The sequence below is a fragment of the Vibrio antiquarius genome (assembly GCF_000024825.1).
Classification (GTDB): Bacteria; Pseudomonadota; Gammaproteobacteria; order Enterobacterales; family Vibrionaceae; genus Vibrio; species Vibrio diabolicus.
Window position 1 is genome coordinate 2,058,888 of the sequence record NC_013456.1, and the last position, 22,746, is coordinate 2,081,633.

Genomic DNA, 22,746 nt, shown 5'->3' on the forward strand with positions numbered 1-22,746 from the left:
GTTGACCTCCTTTTTTACGAGTTAGATGTTCGTAACATCGATGAACATTGATTCATCAATATTCGTCGAAGAAACGACAGCCTCATTAAATTCATATTCTTCGCGGTTACCTTCACGATCTAGCGGTAAGTTAACAAAGTCGAACAATTCGCGGTCTGCTAGTTGGCTTGGGCTTACGTTTTGAATTGATTTAAAAATCGCTTCCACACGCCCTGGCGTCTTCTTATCCCATTCAATCAACATTGCTTTTATAGATTGACGCTGAAGGTTCTCTTGAGAGCCACAAAGGTTACACGGAATAATTGGGAAATCCTTGTGCTCAGCGTATTTGATCAGATCTTTTTCACGACAGTAAGTTAATGGACGAATGACCACGTTACGACCATCATCAGAGCGTAGTTTTGGTGGCATCGCTTTAAGGCGAGAGCCGTGGAACATATTCAAGAACATTGTTTCGACGATGTCATCCATGTGATGACCTAGCGCAAGCTTAGTTGCACCAATCTTCTCTGCAAATGAATACAGCGTACCACGTCGCAGGCGCGAACACAGACCACAAGTGGTTTTGCCTTCTGGCACTTTCTCTTTTACGACTGAATACGTGTCCTTATCTACGATGTAGTAAGGGATATTCAGTGTTTCGAAATACTCAGGCAGAATATGCTCAGGGAAGCCCGGTTGTTTTTGGTCTAGGTTTACCGCAACCACTTCAAATTTGATTGGCGCAGCTTTTTGAAGATTCAACAGGATATCAAGCATCGCGAATGAATCTTTACCACCGCTAATACATGCCATCACAACATCGCCTTCTTCGATCATGTTGTAATCAGTAATGGCATTTCCAACATGTCTTCTCAGGCGTTTCTGAAGCTTGTTGAATTCTAGGGTTTCTTTTCTTGTATCTATTTGGTTCATTGCGGGCTCTCACATCGCCGATAAATCGACTAGGACTTCCTAACATGGGTTTCTTTGGGGCGTGGATTATACGAGCTTTTTACGCAGGATTAAATGCTTGTCTTATTGAGTCTTTAAGAAAAGAGTGTGAAAGATACTTTAGTTACGGTCACAAATGAAAAAAGAGCCGCAATTGCAGCTCTTTCTAAACTCTCAGTGTTCACTTCTTTGCGTTAGGCAGATAAGGTAGCACTCGCATCGTCGGTTCTGGTAGTGTCATTGTGCCACCTTGCCCTATTTCACTTAGTGCGACTTGTATCTTGCCATTGACAATTGGCTTTTCGGTTCCGTTTGAGAAAATCACTTTATCATTCAGTTGATTTGCAAACTCCATCGTCACACCTTGAACTTCAGGTGTAAACCAACCCGCAAACATACCGCCTAAATCTTCCAACATCGTCTGCATTTGAGGTAGAAGAGGCTTAAGTTGCTCGTAAGAAACGTTACCCTGTAATGGTTCTTTGGTCATCACGACAAGTGAGTAATCGCAGCGAGTATCTTTTGGAGTATCGACAAAAACCAACGGATTCGCTGACTTTAAGTTTTTATCGACTGGCAGAGGCAACTCTTGTGAAGCAGGGATAACAAACTCTTCATAGTGCTCTTCTTTTTCCATCCAAGCTTTTTCTATTGTACAAATTTGCTTAGTTTTTGCGTCCACAAAGAAGACGCCAACTTTCACGTCGTCATGCCCTTCTTTATTGTTGTTTTTGAGTTGGGTGTATAACTTTGAGTATGTGAACATGTACTCTTGAGCTTGGGTTATTGGCGATACAAGAATTAGCGCCGCACTTCCCAATAGACTTAGGCTTAACTTTTTCATTTTATCCGTTATTTTATTGTGTCCAGTAGGCGTTATTATGACGAATCATAGCGCGAAGATCGTGTACATAAGCAATGCCACGTTCAGAATATGCTAGCAATCCATGAGTTAACTCTGACGCCGTTGCGACCGATAACAGGTCTTTGTTCTTTTCGGCTAGAGAAGCTCTGATTTCACGCAGTTCAGCATACGCTGGGTTTCGATTAACATTCATAAAGTAGCCATGAACCGACTGCTGTACAGAATCGAATTTTTCAACTTCATGAGCTTTGCCTGCGCCACGTTGCGCAGGAACAATTCCACAACCCTTTTTATAACACCATTGGCCGAACAAGTTGTTCGCTTGAGTGGCAAAACGAGAAGTGCCCCACGCAGATTCATTTGCTGCTTGAGTTAGAACCAGTGCTTCTGGTAAGACATTCACTCGCACAAGCATTTCACCCAACCACGCGTGATCGACTTTGTTGTCGCTCAAAGGCAAAGAATACAGAGCCGCTAGTCGCTGAGCGTACTCTTCTTGCTCTTGAGTGATTTGTCCCACCTTTAAAGAAGTAAGAAACGCTCGTTCATGGCGAATTCGTTGATTCTCAAGTGCTATTTTAGGCCTTAAGAAATCAAAAAACGCCGCTTTTTTCTCTTTGGTGTCTTTTATTGCGTTGAAGTCAGGGATATCACCAATGTGTGGCAAATGAGACAAATCGACATGCTTAATTGTCCCGGACAGCACATCAGGATTCTCAACATATTTAAACTGTTGCTCGTAGTGTAAATACGGTCCAATGGAAATGAAAGTGGCGGCTATACAGGTAGCCGCCACTCGTAAACTTATTGATTTTAAAGAATTAGGCATCAAACACCTGTGAGTTACCATCGTGATCATTGTCGTTTTTCTGTGTTGCAACGATCTTGAGCTTAATTCCAAACATTTCTCGGTAGAGTATGCCTTTCAAATGGAAGAAGAATGGCAACACAAAAATCAAGCCAATACCGTAGAACATCGCTGCGACAATAAACATCAACATCACGCCTAAGTAAAGCCCTGCGACGACAAAAATCTTCTTGTTAATAGCGCGAAGTGATAACAGTAGCGCCTGCATTGGTGGCACTCTTTTTTCACAAATCAACAAGATAGAGTGACTAAACGCTAAAGAAAGATACAGGGACAGTAGAGGGAAGATCATACCAACTACGCCTTGCAGCATTAGGCTCATCAGCGTTGCTAGGATCACGGGAATAGTAAACTGCAGCCCTTTGCCTACATGGCGCAACTTAGTCTTTAGGCCCGCGATATGGCTCATGGCCATCAAGCTGATCCCTGCATAAATTGGAGCGCTGATCACCTCATAACTAAAGTTCGCGACATAAATAGAAGACACAATATCGTTAGTGAATGATTCTGGATTCTCAAATGCATCAAGAATAACGGTCAGATCACCCAACTGTAGTTGTAACGCGATATAGAAAATACCTAACTGGACAAAAAGCAATACAATAATAGCGGGAGAAAAGGATAAAAAGTGCTGGATGGTTGCTCGCCAAGCTTCATTGAAAACAGCCCCAGCTTTAAGCTCGTAGTTGCCAGACAAAGCTCGCTCTACACTCCCCCCAAGATTGAAATCTTTCTCAAAATCGTCGTTCATAGTTTATCCAAGATTAACTTGTAAAATTTTCACTGGAATTCCAGTCAATTAATGTGGCCGTTATTATAAAGAAATCTTTCCACATCTAACATCACAACTCACGTACTATCCTTGCAATCTCAACTGTATGGTTGATAATTAACCACTCTCAAAGTTATGAAATTGAAAACAATTATTGTACAGAGCTTAGTGCTATCAAACTGTGTTTAAATGCCAATTAATCTTATAAAAACAGTATGGTAAGGAATGATGACTTTTGCCTGCAAAATTTTTTCTGTTTCAAGATAAGAAAATGCTTTAATTTCACAATTTTGGTGATTATGATGCGCGCCTCAAAAGTGAATGGCTAGTGTCACATCAGCTGGGATTATCCCAGCTTGAACGTGGGGGAAATACAGACGTTGAACGCAAAACCGCAAGCAGGAAAGCCAGTTATTCGTTTATCTGGTATTAGTAAAAGTTTCGATGGTAAGGAAATCATCGGTAATTTAAATCTGGATGTTAATCATGGTGAGTTTCTGACGATTCTTGGGCCTTCTGGTTGTGGTAAAACGACAGTTTTACGAATGATCGCTGGTTTTGAAGCGGCGGATAACGGTCAAATCATTTTGGATGACCAAGATGTAACACAGGTTCCTGCTGAGCAGAGACACGTCAACACGGTATTTCAAAGTTACGCACTGTTTCCACACATGACCGTATATGAGAATGTCGCTTTTGGTCTTCGTATGCAAAAAACGCCTGCAGCAGAGATTGAACCAAGAGTAATGGAAGCATTACGTATGGTTCGTCTAGAAAAAATGGCACAGCGTAAACCGCACCAACTTTCTGGTGGCCAGCAACAGCGTATCGCAATTGCTCGTGCAGTTGTTAATAAACCAAAAGTACTTCTGCTCGATGAATCGCTATCGGCGCTGGACTACAAGTTGCGTAAACAAATGCAGATCGAGTTGAAGCAGCTTCAGCGTCAACTTGGTATTACCTTTATCTTTGTAACACACGACCAGGAAGAAGCCCTATCGATGTCAGACCGCATTATCGTGATGCGTGATGGCGTTATCGAACAAGATGGCTCTCCGCGTGAGATTTACGAAGAGCCTAAGAACCTGTTTGTTGCTCGCTTTATTGGTGAGATCAACGTATTCAATGCAACCATGCTAGAGCGCATCGATGACAAACGCATCCGCGCAGAAATTGAAGGTGTTGAATCCGTCGTTTACTACGATAAGGAAGCACAGAAAGGCGACAAACTACAAGTACTACTTCGCCCTGAAGACTTACGTATCGAAGAAATCAAAGAGTCTGAAGAAAAAGGCATTGTTGGTCACGTAACTGAGCGTACTTATAAAGGTATGACGTTAGATTCTGTTATCCAATTGGATTCAGGTATGCGTGTAATGGTAAGCGAATTCTTTAACGAAGATGATCCTGATGTGGACCACTCACTTGGCCAGAAAGTCGCTATCACTTGGGTTGAGAGCTGGGAGGTAGTACTCAATGATAAGCAAGAAGATTAATCTTCAGAACGCGATCATTGCCTTAATCGTAGGCTGGCTAACACTGTTTGTGTTGGTACCAAACGTGATGATTATTGGTACCAGTTTCTTAACGCGTGATGAAGCAAACTTAATCGAAATGACATTCACTTTCGACAACTACTTGCGTCTGCTGGACCCACTGTATGCGAAAGTGCTGATGCACTCGTTCTACATGGCAATTGTGGCAACGTTGTTGTGTTTAGTCATTGGATACCCGTTTGCTTATATCGTAGCGAAAATGCCTGAAAAATGGCGTCCGTTTATGCTGTTTTTGGTGATCGTACCGTTTTGGACGAACTCTTTGATTCGAACTTACGGACTGAAGATTGTTCTCGGTACACAGGGCATTTTGAACAAGTCGCTGATGGCAATGGAAATCATCGACAAGCCGTTGCGTATTATGTATACCGAAACGGCTGTAATGATTGGTCTTGTATACATCCTACTTCCTTTCATGATTCTGCCGCTTTACTCGGCAATCGAGAAGTTGGACAACACTTACATCGAGGCAGCAAAAGACCTCGGTGCGAACAAGCTCCAAACCATTACTAAAGTAATTCTACCTCTGACAATGCCTGGCATTATCGGTGGCTGTTTGTTGGTTCTACTGCCTGCCCTGGGTATGTTCTACATCTCAGATCTTCTAGGCGGTGCGAAGAATCTACTGATTGGTAACGTAATTAAGAGTCAGGTATTGAACGCTCGTGATTGGCCATTTGGTGCTGCGACCAGTATCGCCCTCACCTTCGCAATGGCGGTCATGCTTTACGCTTACTACCGAGCAGGAAAATTATTGAATAAGAAAGTGGAGCTAGACTAATGGGACGCACAGTTAGATTTAGCTTTATGGCGTTGGTTTATGCATTTTTGTATCTGCCAATCGTTGTACTAATCGTAAATTCATTTAACGCCAATAAATTTGGTATGAAATGGGGTGGTTTCACCACGAAATGGTATGAAACCCTAGTCAACAACGACAGCCTAATGCAGGCTGCATGGCACTCATTGAACGTGGCGGTATTTTCTGCAACAGCGGCTACTATTATTGGTAGCTTAACAGCGGTTGCCCTATTCCGTTACTCGTTCAAAGGCAAAGGTGCTGTAAACGGCATGCTGTTTGTCGTAATGATGTCTCCAGATATTGTCATGGCGATTTCATTACTTGCTCTTTTCCTAGTATTAGGCGCACAGCTGGGCTTCTTTACTCTATTGATTGCCCACATCACCTTCTGTTTGCCATTTGTGGTGGTAACCGTATACAGCCGCTTAAATGGCTTCGATGTGAAGATGTTGGAAGCAGCAAAAGATCTTGGCGCAAGTGAATGGGTTATCTTAAAGCAGATCATCCTTCCTCTTGCAAAACCAGCAGTTGCGGCAGGCTGGCTGCTTAGCTTTACCCTGTCTCTGGACGACGTAATTATTAGTTCGTTCGTAACAGGTCCAACGTATGAAATCCTACCATTGAAAATTTACTCGATGGTTAAGGTGGGTATTTCACCGGAAGTGAATGCTCTTGCAACGGTCATGTTGGTGGTTTCTTTAATTCTTGTCGTAATTTCTCAGTTGCTCGCAAGAGAAAAAGTAAAGTAAAATCCACATCCGTTAACATCACGAAACAGAATGGTTACATGCCATTCTGTTTTTCTATCTACCGTCCAAAATGATTTGGACAACGTTTGGTTTGGAGCTAACGTCAATGAAAAAATGGGCTACTCTATTAGCTGGTAGTGCATGTGCGCTTTCTCTGTTCTCAGGTTCAGCAGCAGCGGACGATAAAGAATTGGTATTTATGAACTGGGGGCCTTACATCAACAGTAATATCCTAGAGCAATTTACCAAAGAAACTGGTATCAAAGTGATCTACTCGACTTACGAGTCGAATGAAACTTTGTACGCAAAGCTAAAAACTCATAACCAAGGTTATGATCTAGTGGTACCTTCAACGTACTTTGTAGCAAAAATGCGCGATGAAGGTATGCTACAAAAGATCGATAAGACTAAGCTGAAAAACTTCGGCAACCTAGATAAGAACTATCTAGACAAGCCTTACGATCCAAATAACGACTACTCTATTCCACACGTTGTTGCGATTACAGGTCTAGCGGTTAACGCAGACATGTACGATCCAAACGACTTCCAAAGCTGGGCAGACCTATGGAAGCCTGAGCTTGAAGGTCAAGTAATGCTGATGGACGACACTCGTGAAGTCTTCCATATCGCTCTGCGTAAACTTGGCTATTCAGGTAACTCAAAAGACCCTAAACAAATCGATGAAGCGTACGCTGAGCTACAAAAGTTGATGCCAAACGTTCTAGTTTTCAACTCTGACAACCCAGGCGCACCTTACATGTCTGGTGAAGTTGGCGTTGGTATGCTTTGGAACGGCAGCGCTGCAGCTGCTCAAAATGAAGGCCTAAACCTTAAACTCGTATTTCCTAAAGAAGGCGGTATCGGTTGGGTTGATAACTTCGCTATCTCTTCCGGTGCGAAGAACGTAGAAGCAGCTCACAAGATGATCGACTTCCTACTACGTCCAGAAATCGCAGAGCAAATCTCACGTGATACTGGTTACTTAACAGCGGTAGAGGAATCGAACGCTAAGTTTAAAGATGTTGCACCGCTATTTCCTTCTCAAGAAGATCTTGATCGAGTGGAATGGCAAGATGCGGTTGGTGATCTAACCGTTAAGTACGAAGATTACTTCCTAAAGCTGAAAGCGGGACAGTAATCGAGCTTGTGTAACAAGTCATCGACTAAAAGAAAATAGGCAGCAATACGCTGCCTATTTTTGTAATTGACTGATATAATTATGCGTTGCTAGGTTTATCTGGCTCGATGTCTAGTTTTATCTTCTCACAAAGCGGAGATACAGCCCTCGAGCTAAATAAACAGATTTGTGCTTACTGCGATTTGGATCAACTTGATAACTCCAGCTAGTATTGACTTGTCCAATCGCGAAACAAAACGGAAAACAAATGAAAAGTAAATTCTACGCAAGCGCTCTATGTGCAGCGACGCTCATCGCTACCCCTGCAATGGCTGCTGATCAAGAACTGTATTTCTACAACTGGTCGGAATACATTCCAAACGAAGTTCTTGAAGACTTTACAAAAGAAACTGGAATCAAAGTTATTTACTCTACATATGAATCTAACGAGAGTATGTACGCAAAACTTAAAACCCAAGGTTCTGGTTACGACTTGGTAGTACCGTCTACCTATTTCGTCTCTAAAATGCGTAAAGAAAGCATGCTGCAACAGATCGACAAAGAGAAATTGTCTCATTTTGCCGATCTTGATACTAACTTCCTTAACAAGCCGTTCGATCCGAACAACAACTACTCTATCCCTTACATTTGGGGTGCGACAGGTATTGGTATCAATGCTGACATGCTAGACAAATCATCTGTTACGAAGTGGGATGATTTTTGGGATAGCAAGTGGGAAGGTCAACTAATGTTGATGGATGATTCTCGCGAAGTATTCCACATTGCATTGACTAAGCTTGGTTACTCACCAAACACGACTAACCCAGAAGAAATCAAAGCCGCTTACGAAGAACTGAAAAAGCTAATGCCAAACGTATTAGTATTTAACTCAGACTTTCCTGCAAACCCTTACCTAGCGGGTGAAGTTTCACTTGGTATGCTTTGGAATGGTTCTGCTTACATGGCTCGTCAAGAAGGCGCGAACATCGACATCATCTGGCCAGAAAAAGGAACGATCTTCTGGATGGACAGCCTGGCAATTCCAGCTGGTGCGAAGAACGTTGATGCGGCTCATAAGATGATTGACTTCTTACTTCGCCCAGAAAACGCAGCTAAGATCGCACTAGAGATTGGTTACCCTACTCCAGTAAAAACGGCACACGAACTGCTACCGAAAGAATTTGCTAACGATCCAAGCATTTTCCCACCACAAGAAGTGATGGACAGCGGTACTTGGCAAGATGAAGTTGGCGAAGCGAGCGTAATGTACGATGAGTACTTCCAAAAGCTAAAAGTGAACAACTAATTCGTTAGTTTTAAAGATATGAAAAAGCGGCTCATGAGCCGCTTTTTTTGTTCTCAATGACAAGACAAAAGCTCTCCTCTGTGAGAATTATTACGCTCTTTCTTTTCCTTCTAGAGCCAGTATTTCGTCAACTAATTTTGGAACCTCGACGCTTGCTTTTCCGTAGCGTTTTTCCTCAAATTCACTTTCTACCGCACTAGGCTCGAGGTTAATTTCAATAGTATGTGCGCCATGCATTTTTGCATCATGAACAAAACCTGCTGCGGGATATACGACGCCAGAAGTCCCGATAGAAATAAATAAATCTGCTTCTTCTAATGCTGCGTAGATATCCCCCATTCGTAGTGGCATTTCACCAAACCAAACAATATGTGGTCGCATTTGTGAAGGGATCTGACAGCAATGACAAAGCTCACCAGTCTTAATGTCTTCACTATGTTCTATAACTTGGTTTGATTCACTGCATCTCGCTTTTAAAAGCTCACCGTGCATATGAATGACGTTATGGCTGCCGCCTCTTTCGTGAAGGTTGTCTATATTTTGAGTGATGACCGTCACTTTACCTTCTAACTCGGTTTCTAGGCGGCCCAGTGCCTTATGCGCGGCATTCGGCTGTATCGCATTGTCTTGAAGTTTCTTGCGGCGTTGGTTGTAAAAGTCTTGAACAAGGTCCGGATCGCGAGCAAACCCTTCAGGTGTTGCTACATCTTCAATACGGTGATTCTCCCAAAGGCCATCTTGCGCACGAAATGTTTGAATACCAGATTCGGCCGAGATACCTGCACCAGTAAGTACTACAATATTTCTATAAGGGAAATTCATAACTCATCCTTGCTGTTTTTTCATTAGCTTAACACTGAAAGAATAGCAACAGTAGTAATATGGATTAGACCATGGTCGTAATGGTCACTATTAGAATTACAATTTAAGAGGAACAGCAATGAGACAAGTATCTCTAGCGCTTATATTACTTACGACTTTAGCAGGTTGCCAACTAACCAATGTTGAAGGCGAAGTGGACGACGTAAAAGTAAGAGTCAGCACCAATGACGATAACCATCGTGGTAATGGAGATTTCTGTCCCCCTGGCCAAGCAAAAAAAGGCAATTGCTAAAAGAGCGGCTTTACGCCGCTCCCACATTGGCCTCAATCCTCGTTGGTAGAAGATATTTTATGAATGGCTAGGTCAGCGCCATTGAATTCGTCTTCTTCCGAAAGCCTTAGTCCCATACTGGCATTGATCGCGCCGTAGACTGCAAGCGCCCCAATCACTGCGATAGAAATGCCCAAAAGCGTTCCTAGAAGCTGAACGATAATGCTCACGCCACCTAGCCCACCCAACGCGCTTTGACCAAAGATCCCCGCAGCAATACCACCCCAAGCTCCACATAAACCGTGTAAAGGCCAGACACCCAACACATCATCAATCTTGGTTTTGTTTTGTAGGTAGGTAAAAAGATAAACAAATAGCACGCCAGCAATCGCACCTGTCACTAAAGCACCGATAGGATGCATTAAGTCTGAGCCCGCACATACAGCAACCAAGCCAGCTAGTGGGCCGTTATGAATAAAGCCGGGGTCATTCTTACCAGCCAACAATGACGCGACAATGCCTCCGACCATTGCCATCAATGAGTTCATAGCCACCAAGCCACTTATGCCTGACACGGTTTGAGCTGACATGACGTTGAAGCCAAACCACCCCACACATAAGATCCAAGCTCCCAAAGCCAAAAACGGAATATTCGAAGGTGCAAAGTTGGTATGCTTTCCTGCTCGAACTCTGCCTTTTCTCATGCCCAAAAACACAACGGCAACCAACGCTATCCAGCCGCCAACACCATGTACAACGACTGAACCTGCAAAGTCGTGAAAGCCATAACCAAAGGTATTTTCAAACCAAGCTTGAACACCAAAGTTTCCGTTCCAGATCATTCCCTCAAATAACGGGTATACGATGCCGACAGTGAAAAATGTTGCGATTAGAATCGGATAAAAACGAGCTCGCTCTGCGATACCACCAGAAACAATAGCAGGAATCGCTGCAGCGAAGGTCAGCAAGAAAAAGAACTTCACCAACTCGTAACCATTGCCTTGAGATAACGTCTCTGCATCAGCAAAGAAGGTGCCGCCATAAGCGACCCAGTATCCAATGAAAAAATACGCAATGGCGGAAATACCGAAATCGGCCAAGATTTTAACTAAAGCATTAACTTGGTTCTTTTGGCGCACGGTTCCTACTTCAAGAAAAGCAAAACCAGCATGCATCAAAAAAACCATGATTGCGCCAAGTAGTAAGAAAAGTGTGTCGGAACTTTGCGTGAGAGTTTGTACAGCGCCGTGTACCTGATTGGCAGTTACACTCATTATGATTGTCTCCGTTGATCTGTAGCGCACTTATCCTGTGCATCAAAGTTAGGCTCATCACCAATTTGGTGAACTTAATTTATAGAGCGTCTAACAGAGCAATTCTCATTCCATAATTTACATTTCTAACACTTACACTTTAATTTATTGTTTTGTATGAACTTTAATAAAATTATGCATTCTTGAAATGGTGCTTAACACGCTAATAAATGCACCAATGTGGTTTTAGTGCACCAAAATAATGCGCACCATATAGCTCAACAAGCAGCAAACTCCCCACCATAAACATAAAAGCCACCTCATGAGAGGTGGCTTATATACTGAATTGCTAACTAAAGGAGTTTATCGAGTGATCTTCCCTGCTTTTACTTCTTCTAGCCAACGCCCCTCGACGAGATAAGGAGGAAGCCAACCAGTTTCAACAGATAAACGGTTACCTTTGTCGTACCATATTAACTTCTACTAAGCGTGCCTATTGTGCTCTTTAATCATTTCTGCGATTTCCTTGCGTCCCCACTCATAAGCAAACGCTATAGCGTCCATGTCTTTCATAGAGTTACCAGTATATTTAACCGTTGTATCTATACCAGCTTTTAGTAATAACTCTACAATATTTTTATGACCTGCATGGATCGCAGCAAACAATGGGTTGCGGTCTGGTTCAGATATATCCATCACTGCACTTCTTTCTAGAAAATAGATAAGTAAGTCTAAATTACCTTCATATGCAGCTGTATTTAAGGGAGTTACACCTGAAGGCCCCCCCTTGACATTTACATCAATACCTAGATTCACCAGAAGCTCTACAATTTTATCTTGCCCTTGCTCCGTTGCGATGTGCAACCACGAACCCAATGGCGTAATTAGATGAAGTAATTTGTCATCTCCTGAGAGAATTTTTTCAACCTCACTTACATCACCCGATTTAATCGCGGCCATTACATCTTTTGCGCTATGCTCACCTGCCATCTTTATCTCCTCACAGCTGCTGTTTTACCCAGTGATTTTAAAGCGTTGATCATCTCATCACGCGTACCAAACATTTCATCGGTCATTTTAAGAAAATCAATAACTTGTTGTAACGCCTTAATATCATGTTGACCTTCAATGCGATTTGGAGCCCACACTAAATTCTCAGGGCCAAATATTGGATCAATGCCATATTTCCTCAAAAGAATTTGGCCCTCAGTAACGAGAGCTTGTTGCTCTGCCCCCAAGCCCTTCTTAAAGAGTATGTGGTGAGCATGTGGATCAGGCATATCTTTAGGAGGAGGCCCCACGACAGACCTTAAATATGCTCCAAAATCAAAGGTTTCATCAGAGTTCTTCGTCTCCAATAACAATCCTTGTAAAATTCGCAAACTTCCACTTTTATCCAAAGATGTGTTCGCAATACCAGATCCTTCATTTCTGTCGATAACGTGTGCATTTACAAAATCTTCTATCTTGACAACGCAATGAACTTCATGTTTTCTGCCGTCAGAATAATTTATGTGGCGATAGAAGGTAATCTCGTTTTTCTGCGAATCAATGCGCTCTAAATCATATTCATAGCGAATATGGTTTTGGCCATCCGGTCTTCGGATTTTGACCTGTGAACGGACGCCATCTTCTCCGACGGATGACTCTTTTGCTGCCTCTAAAATCTGATCGCAAACCTCTTGAGGGACGTTGTTTTGCGCCTGATACTCAGCCAGCATTTGCTGCAAGCGTTTTAGCCCTTCTTCACATAGGAAACCTGTTGGGTCAATCCACTGGATAGGGTTGATTGCATATTGGTAATGGTTAATGCCACCAGCAATTGATATCGGATCTTGTTGGATAAAGCGTCCTAGCTTAGGATCGTAATACCGAGCGAGGTTGTAATGTAAGTTGGTTTCTTGATCGAAATACTGCCCTTGAAAACGCAATGGATTTACTACTTTTTCAATATGTACATGAGCAAAGCCGTGAGCATCGTAACTTGCACTCCATACAACATTCCCCTCGCAATCGATCAGTCGCTCTGGTTTACCAACTTGATCGCACTGGTACCAATAAATAACGTCATTTTCTAGCAGTGCCACTGGCGTGTAGGTTTCTGGTTGATATAGGTACCAACGGAAAGCACCTGAAGAGCGTTCACCAATTAAACGTTCACCTTCCCACAGGAACTCCGTAACGCCTTGTTGTGTAATTTTCTTCGTTCTGCGCCCTAATGCATCATATTCATATTGACTGATACCATCGTCGGTGTGAACTTCAATGAGCTGATTTAACGCATCAAATACGCGAGTCTGAACGTGTCCTTGCCCCTCACGTTTTGTCTGATTTCCTTGCGCGTCATATTTGAACCGGACATCATCGTGCACTTCAATACGATCAGCGAATACCTCCGAAGATGGCAAAGTAGGATTGCCAAAACTATCGTATTCAAACTTAGTCACTTCTCCAGAAGCATTGACTCGTTTCAGTTGCCCTAAGGCATCGTACTGATAGTGTGTTGCTCCTGCCGTATTATCAATGATTGATGAAATACGGTTTTGTGCGTTGTAAACGTACTTTTTCTCTCTATCTGGCCAATGTTGTTCAACCAAACGACCAACACCATCATAAATGATGCGCTCATTAAAATGTGCCGTTTTAATTTGGGAAACTCGTCCCATTTCATCGTAATGAAATTTGATTTGAGGTAAATCTAGGTTTCCAAATCGAATCGCTGAAAAACGCCCATATCGATCATAAGAGAAGTTCAGCTCCGTATTATCTGGCAGTACCTGAGATACGCGTTGGCCAACTCTGTTAAACTCCTGCGCTATCTCAAACTGACCTTGAATGCGCTTTGTTAAATGCCCGAATGAAGAGTATTGGTATTGCAATGTTTGATGGCGATTGGATGCGAAAGTAAGTCGCCCACCAAACGTATAATTGAAGTGGTTCTCTACAATACTGCTACCATTTCCTGCTTTGACGTGCTTGAGATAACCCGCAGCGTCATAGCGGTACAGCACAGTCCTATCGGCGACTTGCTTACGATGGATGCGCCCCATATCGTCATAATCAAATTGGCTTTGTAGATTATCAAACCCAACAGTTCCTGACAGCTGGCCTTCATCGTCATACAGGAATTCGAATTCTAAGCCGTCACTCCGAACTAATTTAGTCAGGTTACGTTGTTGATCGTATTCATAAGAAATATGGCTGCCATCGGGGAAGATGACTGCTTCTTGTTGCGCGAGTGCTCCCCACTGATACGAGGTAATGCCTGCTGGCGTTCGAATCTGAGCAACACGGCTGTGCTCATCGTAAGAATATTCTTCGCTATAACCGACTTTGTCTTCGTCGTTAAAATAACGAACTGATGTACGCCTGCCAAATTGATCATAAGCGAGTTGAGCAATACACCCATCGGGATAAGCGACGCCATTCACCAGATCTTCTTCGTTGTAGCTGTAACGAAGTAATGTACCGTCTATTTCATTCGCGATAAGTCTTTGTTGTTCATCCCACCACCACTGACTTTTCTTACCATCTTCAGACTCTTTTTTGACGACTTGACCGTGTTTATCGTAATCATATTCCGTGACACAGCCGAACTGATCGGTATCCCAAACTCTTTGACCAAGGCTATTGTAGTAAGCCTTCTCGATATCCCCGTCAGGTGAAACCGTTTTAACTAACTTACCTAAGCCGTCATAACCATATTGAACTTCTTTGCCAGAGGAATGAAACTTAGAAACTAATTGACCATGCTGATTATATTGATAATTGACCGTTGACTGATCAGGATAGATAGCTTGTGCTTTTCGTCCTAATTCATCATATTGCCATCGCCAAGTTTTACCGGTGGGGCTTATTTTCTCGAGTAAGTTACCCTGCTCGTCATGCAAGAAAGACCATTGATGATCTAACGAGTCAGAATAAGAAGAATGATTTCCCTGATAATGGAAGCGATAGTCATAAATTCCTGCGTCCCCAACGTTCCTGATGCATTTCGCGTTAGCACCTTCGCCATCCCATTCAAAATAATGAGTAAAGCCAGTTGGTCGTACACGCTTAACAATTAAATGGCCGCGGTATTGATACTGTTCCTTCAAGCCCAAATGATTAGTTGCACTGACCAAATCATCGTGCTCATCATAGGTATAAGTTGTCAGAACTTTTTGCGACTTTGCATTAAGCAGTTCTACAAGGCGTCCTTGCTTATCATATTGACATTCAAGAACCGGACGCTTGTTATATGCGATCTCGATCAATCGATGGTTTCGAGAATACTGCAATTGAAACGTTGAAAACGTGCCATTTCTGACTTGTTTAACAAGCCAACGATCATCTTTCTGTTCAAATCGATATTGATGCCCATTAGCGAGCGTCACGATCCGAGTTGCTGAATTTAGGAAATAACAGCTCGCACCAGCGTATATCTGGTAACTTGTTGCTCCAATATCTACTGGCTCAAATTCTGTGATATCTGCCTTATCGTCAACAAACTCCCAAGCGATAACGTTGTCTCTCTCGTCCGTCTTTTCGCGTAATTCAAACTGAAATGCATGTCGCCAACCAAAGCCCATTCCATGATTTACATCCGACTGCGAAGAGCGGTAAGTACGCTGCCAAGTAGTACCTTGTTGTAGCTCGATATCATAGAGTTCGAGAATTTCTTCACCCGTCACAAGTGATACAGGATCACCGGCTTTCTCATGTTTTTCGCTGCTTTGTTGCTGAGGCTTGGCGGATGCGGCACTTCTGCCACTCTTTTTATTCGACTTCCCCTTTCCCTTCGATGGTTTTGCATTGACGGTATTTTGAGTCGGTGGAGGCGTAACCGCTGACGAGAGTGCGTAGTTTTCGCCGGTAGGTACAATTCGAGCGACATGCAAGTCACCGTTCACTAAAGCGTTGGCAAACGTTGAATTATAGTGTTGGGAAGTAAGCTCACCGTCAGGTATGTTTGGCTTGAATTGACCAATCAAATAAAACAAGTCCTCGACAGAGCGAAGGTCAAGCTCACCAAAGCTCTCAAGAAACTCTATTGCCTCTTGTTTGGTCACGAATGTTTTAGGTTCGCCGCTAGTAAGTAACTGACCTGAGAAGTGATAGCTTTCGCCAAAGCGATTCGTGATAGGAATGACGAATTGAGGGATCATAGCCGTAACGTGTTTGTCCTTTTCTTACCTTGCCGCATCATTTAATGCTCGTTTCGCTCTTTTTATTTGTGAGAGCAAGATGCCTTAATCAAACACCCTCCGATAGAGATTCATCTGTATGCGTAGACTGAATGTATTGATGGCAATTTTCACGTATGCAACTCTTTGAATTTCTGAGCGCAGCGTACTTTAACGGGACGATGAATCCTGAGTAAATGAACAATAGCGTGAGTGAGACTAATGTCTCATCGCGACGCGATTTTTTTACATGTTTCTTACTTAACTATGATTTTCTGCCCAGTTACGTAAATTCACTCAATAAGTTGCATCAAGTATCACCTGTGGGACTCAGCGCTTCATATTTGAGACATGACAGCAACAAAAAAACCGCCTATTACGGCGGTTTTGCTTAAAGAATACTGATTAAAGGTTTGGACCTGTCGATGGTCTGTGTGGTTGGTTATTGCGCAGTTGCTGCATCCCTTGAAACATTCGCATAAACCACACCAAGATGGCTAATGCAGCAAACACCATCCCTACCCAAGGAATAAAGTAAGCGATGGTTTCAAGCAAAGTACTATGCAACCAATAATCACTCACGCCAACGAGTACACCATTAGAAGTCGCGACGGTGACGATCAACACCACAAAAAACGTCAGGTAGAGAAAGAAGGTACGAATTAAACCGTAGTAATGAGAAATCACTACGTCGCTGTCTTCTCCCTTATCTAATCGGTAACCAGCATAGATAATTGCGATAACGCCTGAGATCAGAAACGTAAACGGGGTCAGACAGCTCAGGATGTACGCAACCCAAATCCCATTATGAGGTTTGTTCATTCGCTTTCGCTCCTTTTGCTTCCGTTTGTGCCGTATCTGTTTCGCCCATCGCTTCTTTGGATTTCACTTCTTCATACCAAAGATCGTGATGCTCTTTCGCCCATGTTTCATCAACTTCACCTGTCACCATGCCTTCTAGCGCACCTTCCATACCGAATAGACCAATATAGATGTGGAAGATAAAGCCACAGATTAGAATCAGTGCCGAAATCGCGTGAACTAAGTTAGAAAGCTCCATGTCACGGCGAGTTTGGCCAAAGATAGGAAAATCTAGAACTAAGCCACTCACTGCCGCGATAGCACCAAAGAAGATCAACAACCAATAGATTGCCTTCTCACCACCGTTTGAGAAACCAGCTGACGGATGTGTGCCTTTGTGTTTACCAACCATGCCGCCCATTTTCATAAACCAACGAACATCTGTCATGTTTGGAATCGACTTGCGCCACCATTTAAAGAGCACGAGCATCAGCAAAATGAAGAACAATGGTCCCATGTAATTGTGGTACTGCTTCGCCAACATGACGATAAAGCCCCAGAACTCAGTAGGAACGTACGGTTTTAAGAAGTGCTTACCGTAAACTAGCATCAAACCACTGAATGCCAACGTTAAGAATGTAAACGCCATACTCCAGTGAAGCGCGCGGTCTAAACGAGACCAACGTTTCATCTTTCTGCCAGTACGCGGCTTACTTAGCATCAAAGGACCAACGAATACGTAAGCCATGATTACCATTGCAATACTGCCGAAAATCGCGACAGCACCCGCAGGAGACATCCATTTCTCTTTTAGAATGTACCAAGTCTCACCAGGTTTACTGATTAATATGCCATGTTCTGGAGATTGAGACGTGGTGTAGCCTTCTTGCCCCTCTCTAACTTCGCGCCAATAGTCTGCCCCGGCGAGTTGCGTGATCTCCTGTTGAATAACTTTAGAAGATTGTTCTTCTGCTGAAGCAGGCATTGCGAAAGTCAGCAGCAATGCCGTCATCATTGACAGCATTGCTAGAGATGCACGTTTAAGCGTGTTTAACATGTGCCTCTCCTTACTTAGCTTTTCGTCGCATCGTAAGAAAGATCGTTTCCGTCTGTCCAACCTGCGTTTTTCGCGCCGCGTTCTACCACACGTTGACGGAAAATGTCAGAGACTTTCTCTGCGTCACCCGCAAGCAGCGCTTTGGTTGAACAAAGCGATGCACACATTGGTAACTTGCCTTCTGCGATACGGTTCGCACCGTATTTTTGGCGCTCTTCCTCAGAGCCAGGCTCTGTTTCAGGGCCGCCCGCACAGAAAGTACATTTATCCATTTTGCCACGTTCACCAAACGCTTCTTGTTTAGGGAACTGAGGTGCGCCAAACGGACAAGCAAACAAACAGTAACCACAACCGATACACAGATCTTTATTGTGAAGAACGATCCCGTCTTCGGTATGTTCAAAACAGTCTGCTGGACAAACTGCCATACAAGGCGCATCGGTACAGTGCATACAAGCAACAGAGATGGAGTTTTCACCGGCTTCACCATCGTTCAGTGTTACCACGCGGCGACGTTGAATGCCCCATTCAAGCGCATCGTCGTTTTCGTTCTTACATGCAGTAACACAGCCGTTACACTCGATACAGCGCTTGGTGTCACATAGAAATTTCATTCGTGCCATTGTCAGACTCCTTACGCTTTACGAATGTTACATAGGGTTACTTTGGTTTCCTGCATCAAGGTAACCGGGTCGTAACCGTAAGTGGTTGCCGTGTTGGCCGATTCGCCAACAACGTAAGGCTGTGTACCTTCTGGGTATTTAGGACGTAGGTCTTCACCTTCGAACTTACCGCCAAAGTGGAACGGAATGAACGCCAAGCCAGGTTTCACACGGCGTGTTACCATCGCTTTCACCTTGATTCTTCCCTTCTCTGCACCTTCAACCCAAACATCATCACCATCTCTAAAGCCAAGATCGTTCGCGTCTTTCGGGTTCACTTCAACAAACATTTCTTGTTGAAGCTCGGCAAGCCAAGGGTTTGAACGCGTCTCTTCACCGCCACCTTCGTATTCAACCAGACGACCAGAAGTCAGAACGATTGGGTACTCGCCAGATTTGTCTTGCTCTTGAATGGATTTATACAACGTAGGAACACGGAAGATCGCATCTTTGTCTTCCCAAGTTGGGTAGTCCGTTACAAGGTCACGACGTGGTGTGTATAGTGGTTCACGATGCAGCGGTACGCGGTCTGGGAACGTCCAAACAATCGCACGCGCCTTCGCGTTACCAAATGGAATACAACCGTGCTTGATCGCGACACGCTGAATACCGCCAGAAAGGTCAGTCTTCCAGTTTTTACCCTCTGCTGCCGCTTTCTCTTCAGCAGTTAGATCGTCCCACCAACCAAGTTGTTTCAATAACTTGTCAGTGAACTCTGGGTAACCATCTTTGATTTCACAGCCTTTCGAGTAGCTGTCTTCTGCAAGAAGGCTCTTGCCTTCGAATTCCACACCAAAGCGCGTACGGAAGTTACCGCCACCTTCTGCAACCGTCTTAGACGTATCGTACAGAATGTGTGTACCTGGGTGTTTCATTTCCGGTGTACCCCAACATGGCCAAGGTAGACCGTAGGTTTCACCGTTGACAGGGCCACCTTCCGCTTCCAACGTGGTTTTGTGGAACGTATGCCAGTTTTGTTGGTGCGCTTTCAAACGCTCTGGGCTTTGGCCTGTGTAACCAATCGTCCACATACCTTTGTTGAATTCACGCGTTAGGTCTTCAATCACCGGCTGGTTGTTTTCAACACGGATGTTTTTGAACAGAAGATCTGAATAACCCAGTTTCTTCGAAAGCAGGTACATGATTTCGTGGTCTGGTTTTGATTCGAACAAAGGTTCAATCACCTGATCACGCCATTGTAGAGAGCGGTTAGAAGCGGTAACACTGCCGTATGTTTCAAACTGCGTTGTTGCAGGAAGCAGGTAAACGCCGTCGGTACGGTCGTTCATTACCGCAGCAACAGTTGGGTATGGGTCCACGATCACCATCATGTCCAGCTTCTGCATCGCTTTTTTCATCTCAACACCACGTGTTTGAGAGTTCACTGCGTGTCCCCAGTAGAACATTGCGCGGATGTTTTCGCGTTGACGAATGTTGTCTTTGTTTTCCAGTACACCATCGACCCAACGAGAGACTGGGATACCTGCACTGTGCATTGGTTTCTGACCGCTATAAGCGTTGTCATCGAAACGACCTTTAATCCATTCGTAATCGATTTCCCACACTTTTGACCAATGACGCCAAGCACCTTCAGAAAGGCCGTAGTAGCCCGGTAGCGTGTCAGAAAGTACGCCAAGGTCGGTTGCGCCTTGTACGTTATCGTGACCACGGAAGATGTTTGCGCCGCCGCCTGATTTACCAATGTTACCAAGCGCTAGCTCAAGCACACAGTAAGCACGTGTGTTGTTGTTACCAGTAGTATGCTGAGTACCACCCATACACCAAACAATACAGCCCGGGCGATTTTCAGAAAGCAGTTTTGCTGTTTGGTAAACGTCTTCTTCGCTTACGCCTGTTACGCGCTCAACTTCTGCTGGCGTCCACTTCGCTACTTCAGCACGGATTTCATCCATACCGAATACACGTTGACGGATGAACTCTTTATCTTCCCATTGGTTTTCGAAGATGTGCCACAACACACCCCAAATGAATGCTACGTCAGAACCAGGACGAAGTGAGACATAGTGATCCGATTTTGCTGCCGTACGTGTACGACGAGGATCCGCTACGACGATTTTACAGTTGTTCTTCTCTTTCGCGATCAGAATGTGCTGCATCGCTACTGGGTGTGCTTCAGCTGGGTTTGAACCAATAAACAGCATCGACTTACAGTTGTGCATGTCATTGAAAGAGTTGGTCATCGCACCGTAACCCCAAGTGTTCGCTACACCCGCCACGGTTGTTGAGTGACAAATACGCGCTTGGTGGTCAACGTTGTTAGTGCCCCAAAGTGATGCCATTTTGCGGAACAAGTACGCTTGTTCGTTGCTGTGCTTTGCGCTTCCCAAGAAGTAAACCGAATCAGGGCCAGACTCTTTGCGGATGTCCATCACCTTGTTACCGATTTCTTCGATCGCTTGATCCCAAGAAAGCTTTTTCCACTTACCGTTTTCAAGCTTCATTGGGTATTTAAGGCGGCGCTCACCATGACCATGTTCACGCAGTGCTGCGCCTTTTGCACAGTGACCACCGGCGTTAAATGGGTGGTCGAATGCAGGCTCTTGACCCGTCCAAACACCATTTTGAACTTCTGCGTAAATACCACAACCCACTGAACAGTGAGAACAGATAGTACGTTTAACTTCTGTTTTCGCTTCTGGATCGACGGATTTTGCTTGCGCCTTTTTCATCATTCCCGGTGCGAATAGACTAGCACCAACCACTGCGCCACCAGCGGCAAGCGAAGTGTTTTTCATGAATGCACGACGAGATACGCCAAGCTGGTTCGTTTCTTTGCTCACACTGTCGGAGCGTTTGACAAGTTTCATCCGTTATCTCCTAAAGTGTGTCGTAGTAATCGCGAATGTGTTGAGTTTCACGATACCCTTTCTTCTTCACGTCTTTTTCAGAAGGCTCAACCGTTTCTGAAGCAACGGCCACTTTTGTGGTTCCCGCAACAACAGCACCAGCAACGGCAGCGGTTGTGAAGCCTTTTAGGAGATCCCTACGGCTTGTGTTTATTTCTTTATTATCTTTCATCATTGCTTCCTTACCTTACGGTAGATCTTTGGAGACTGATGCCTCTCTATCGATATGACCAAGTACTGCTCGATTACTCGTAATCAGTGACGTTTTTCACATCAATTTTTAATTTGCTCTTACTGCTTTTGGTGTTCACGCTAAAGCGCACTTGCTCTAACGTTAAAAATGCATCGCAAAGCTGTGCAGCTGGCTTGTAGAAGTTCACGCTTTCTGCGTTCTCTAGTTGGCGCGTAAAAGATTGGAACCAAGGGGCGATGTGTTTGTTAAACACCGCTTGTTGAAGTTCTTCCTCTTCACCCGTCAGCATTGCCATCACTTCGCACAGTGCAGAAATATGGTCTTCAGGCTCTTTCACGTTCTCTTCTCGCTCGATGCCTAAAAGTTCCAAATCGCGACGAATTTCCGCTAACGGTTTTTCCATCATCGAGCCAGTGCGATGCCAAGATCCGAATGGCACAACTTCACCACGTCCAATGCCAATAAACAGATCTTGATATTCTTCTTCTAACGCTTCTCGTTGCGCTTCGTTCGCGGCTTGTTGCAGTGCGAGCCAAGCTTTTTGCATCGCGCTCTCAGACGGTTCAATTTCTAGCGATTTCAGGAACGCCAGCATTTCATCACTTGGCGCACTACGAAAAAGTGCGGATAGAACGAGATAAATGTCTGTTCTCAGTGTTTGTTCTTGTTGTGTATCCACTGCGAGCT

Annotated in this window: 20 protein-coding genes and 1 pseudogene; 6 read left to right on the top strand and 15 right to left on the bottom strand. The window is 44.1% G+C overall.

All coding sequences use genetic code 11. The features are described from left to right. Positions 1-21 precede the first annotated feature (21 nt). The 4 genes from ttcA to VEA_RS09690 all read right to left on the bottom strand — a co-directional run bounded on the left by ttcA (position 22) and on the right by VEA_RS09690 (position 3,417). Entirely contained in the window at positions 22-915 is an 894-nt protein-coding gene (gene ttcA / locus VEA_RS09675) for a tRNA 2-thiocytidine(32) synthetase TtcA (RefSeq protein ID WP_005377502.1), read from the bottom strand. Between the two features lie 199 nt (positions 916-1,114). Continuing rightward, the gene (locus tag VEA_RS09680; protein WP_005396478.1) at positions 1,115-1,777 is read right to left on the bottom strand and encodes a DUF2987 domain-containing protein; all 663 of its coding nucleotides are present in this window, start codon (positions 1,775-1,777) and stop codon (positions 1,115-1,117) included. 13 nt (positions 1,778-1,790) lie between these two features. Beyond that, a complete protein-coding gene (locus tag VEA_RS09685; protein WP_031780554.1) occupies positions 1,791-2,627 on the bottom strand; it encodes a glucosaminidase domain-containing protein in 837 nt (278 codons plus the stop codon). Then, positions 2,620-3,417 carry a DUF2189 domain-containing protein gene (locus tag VEA_RS09690; RefSeq protein WP_012841829.1) on the bottom strand — a complete coding sequence of 266 codons (798 nt, stop codon included), beginning with the start codon at positions 3,415-3,417 and terminating at the stop codon, positions 2,620-2,622. The genes VEA_RS09685 and VEA_RS09690 overlap by 8 nt, the downstream gene beginning before the upstream one ends. Before the next feature lie 401 nt (positions 3,418-3,818). On the opposite strand from VEA_RS09690, the gene potA reads away from it, so the two are divergent. The 5 genes from potA (at position 3,819) to VEA_RS09715 (ending at position 8,968) form a co-directional block, all read left to right on the top strand. Then, complete coding sequence (potA, locus tag VEA_RS09695; protein WP_012841830.1) at positions 3,819-4,934, top strand: spermidine/putrescine ABC transporter ATP-binding protein PotA; 1,116 nt, start codon at positions 3,819-3,821, stop codon at positions 4,932-4,934. Then, complete coding sequence (gene potB, locus VEA_RS09700; RefSeq protein ID WP_012841831.1) at positions 4,915-5,775, top strand: spermidine/putrescine ABC transporter permease PotB; 861 nt, start codon at positions 4,915-4,917, stop codon at positions 5,773-5,775. Before potA ends, potB begins: the two co-directional genes overlap by 20 nt. Continuing rightward, positions 5,775-6,545 carry a spermidine/putrescine ABC transporter permease PotC gene (gene potC, locus VEA_RS09705; protein ID WP_005396472.1) on the top strand — a complete coding sequence of 257 codons (771 nt, stop codon included), beginning with the start codon at positions 5,775-5,777 and terminating at the stop codon, positions 6,543-6,545. The genes potB and potC overlap by 1 nt, the downstream gene beginning before the upstream one ends. A gap of 106 nt (positions 6,546-6,651) precedes the next feature. Beyond that, entirely contained in the window at positions 6,652-7,683 is a 1,032-nt protein-coding gene (locus VEA_RS09710) for an extracellular solute-binding protein (protein ID WP_012841832.1), read from the top strand. A gap of 247 nt (positions 7,684-7,930) precedes the next feature. Continuing rightward, the gene (locus VEA_RS09715; protein WP_005396470.1) at positions 7,931-8,968 is read left to right on the top strand and encodes an extracellular solute-binding protein; all 1,038 of its coding nucleotides are present in this window, start codon (positions 7,931-7,933) and stop codon (positions 8,966-8,968) included. Between the two features lie 90 nt (positions 8,969-9,058). Here the strand turns inward: VEA_RS09715 and cobB are convergent, their stop codons facing one another. After that, entirely contained in the window at positions 9,059-9,790 is a 732-nt protein-coding gene (gene cobB / locus VEA_RS09720; protein WP_005396469.1) for a Sir2 family NAD+-dependent deacetylase, read from the bottom strand. A 118-nt stretch (positions 9,791-9,908) separates the two neighbouring features. On the opposite strand from cobB, the gene VEA_RS24455 reads away from it, so the two are divergent. After that, entirely contained in the window at positions 9,909-10,082 is a 174-nt protein-coding gene (locus VEA_RS24455; protein WP_012841833.1) for a hypothetical protein, read from the top strand. A gap of 32 nt (positions 10,083-10,114) precedes the next feature. Here VEA_RS24455 and VEA_RS09725 read toward each other — a convergent pair whose 3' ends face one another. From VEA_RS09725 to VEA_RS09765, 10 genes and pseudogenes are all read right to left on the bottom strand, one after another. Continuing rightward, positions 10,115-11,335, bottom strand: a complete 1,221-nt coding sequence (locus VEA_RS09725) for an ammonium transporter (RefSeq protein WP_012841834.1) — start codon at positions 11,333-11,335, stop codon at positions 10,115-10,117. Between the two features lie 342 nt (positions 11,336-11,677). Continuing rightward, positions 11,678-11,788, bottom strand: a pseudogene (locus VEA_RS24675) (immunity 49 family protein); the annotation flags it as partial. Positions 11,789-11,797: 9 nt separating this feature from the next. Next, on the bottom strand, positions 11,798-12,304 hold the full coding sequence (locus VEA_RS09730; protein WP_012841835.1) for an ankyrin repeat domain-containing protein: 507 nt from the start codon (positions 12,302-12,304) through the stop codon (positions 11,798-11,800). A gap of 2 nt (positions 12,305-12,306) precedes the next feature. Continuing rightward, positions 12,307-16,461 carry an RHS repeat-associated core domain-containing protein gene (locus tag VEA_RS09735; protein WP_006742583.1) on the bottom strand — a complete coding sequence of 1,385 codons (4,155 nt, stop codon included), beginning with the start codon at positions 16,459-16,461 and terminating at the stop codon, positions 12,307-12,309. Positions 16,462-16,884: 423 nt separating this feature from the next. After that, positions 16,885-17,301, bottom strand: coding sequence for a membrane protein (locus tag VEA_RS09740; protein ID WP_012841836.1), 417 nt, complete (start codon positions 17,299-17,301; stop codon positions 16,885-16,887). Further along, positions 17,285-18,337, bottom strand: coding sequence for a formate dehydrogenase subunit gamma (locus tag VEA_RS09745; RefSeq protein ID WP_006742582.1), 1,053 nt, complete (start codon positions 18,335-18,337; stop codon positions 17,285-17,287). The genes VEA_RS09740 and VEA_RS09745 overlap by 17 nt, the downstream gene beginning before the upstream one ends. Positions 18,338-18,351: 14 nt before the next feature. Beyond that, a complete protein-coding gene (fdh3B, locus tag VEA_RS09750; RefSeq protein WP_005377536.1) occupies positions 18,352-18,960 on the bottom strand; it encodes a formate dehydrogenase FDH3 subunit beta in 609 nt (202 codons plus the stop codon). 11 nt (positions 18,961-18,971) lie between these two features. Next, a complete protein-coding gene (locus tag VEA_RS09755; RefSeq protein WP_006742581.1) occupies positions 18,972-21,827 on the bottom strand; it encodes a formate dehydrogenase subunit alpha in 2,856 nt (951 codons plus the stop codon). Between the two features lie 10 nt (positions 21,828-21,837). Further along, positions 21,838-22,038, bottom strand: a complete 201-nt coding sequence (locus VEA_RS09760) for a twin-arginine translocation signal domain-containing protein (RefSeq protein WP_005396171.1) — start codon at positions 22,036-22,038, stop codon at positions 21,838-21,840. Positions 22,039-22,111: 73 nt separating this feature from the next. Next, on the bottom strand, positions 22,112-22,738 hold the full coding sequence (locus tag VEA_RS09765) for a TorD/DmsD family molecular chaperone (RefSeq protein ID WP_006742580.1): 627 nt from the start codon (positions 22,736-22,738) through the stop codon (positions 22,112-22,114). Positions 22,739-22,746 lie beyond the last annotated feature (8 nt).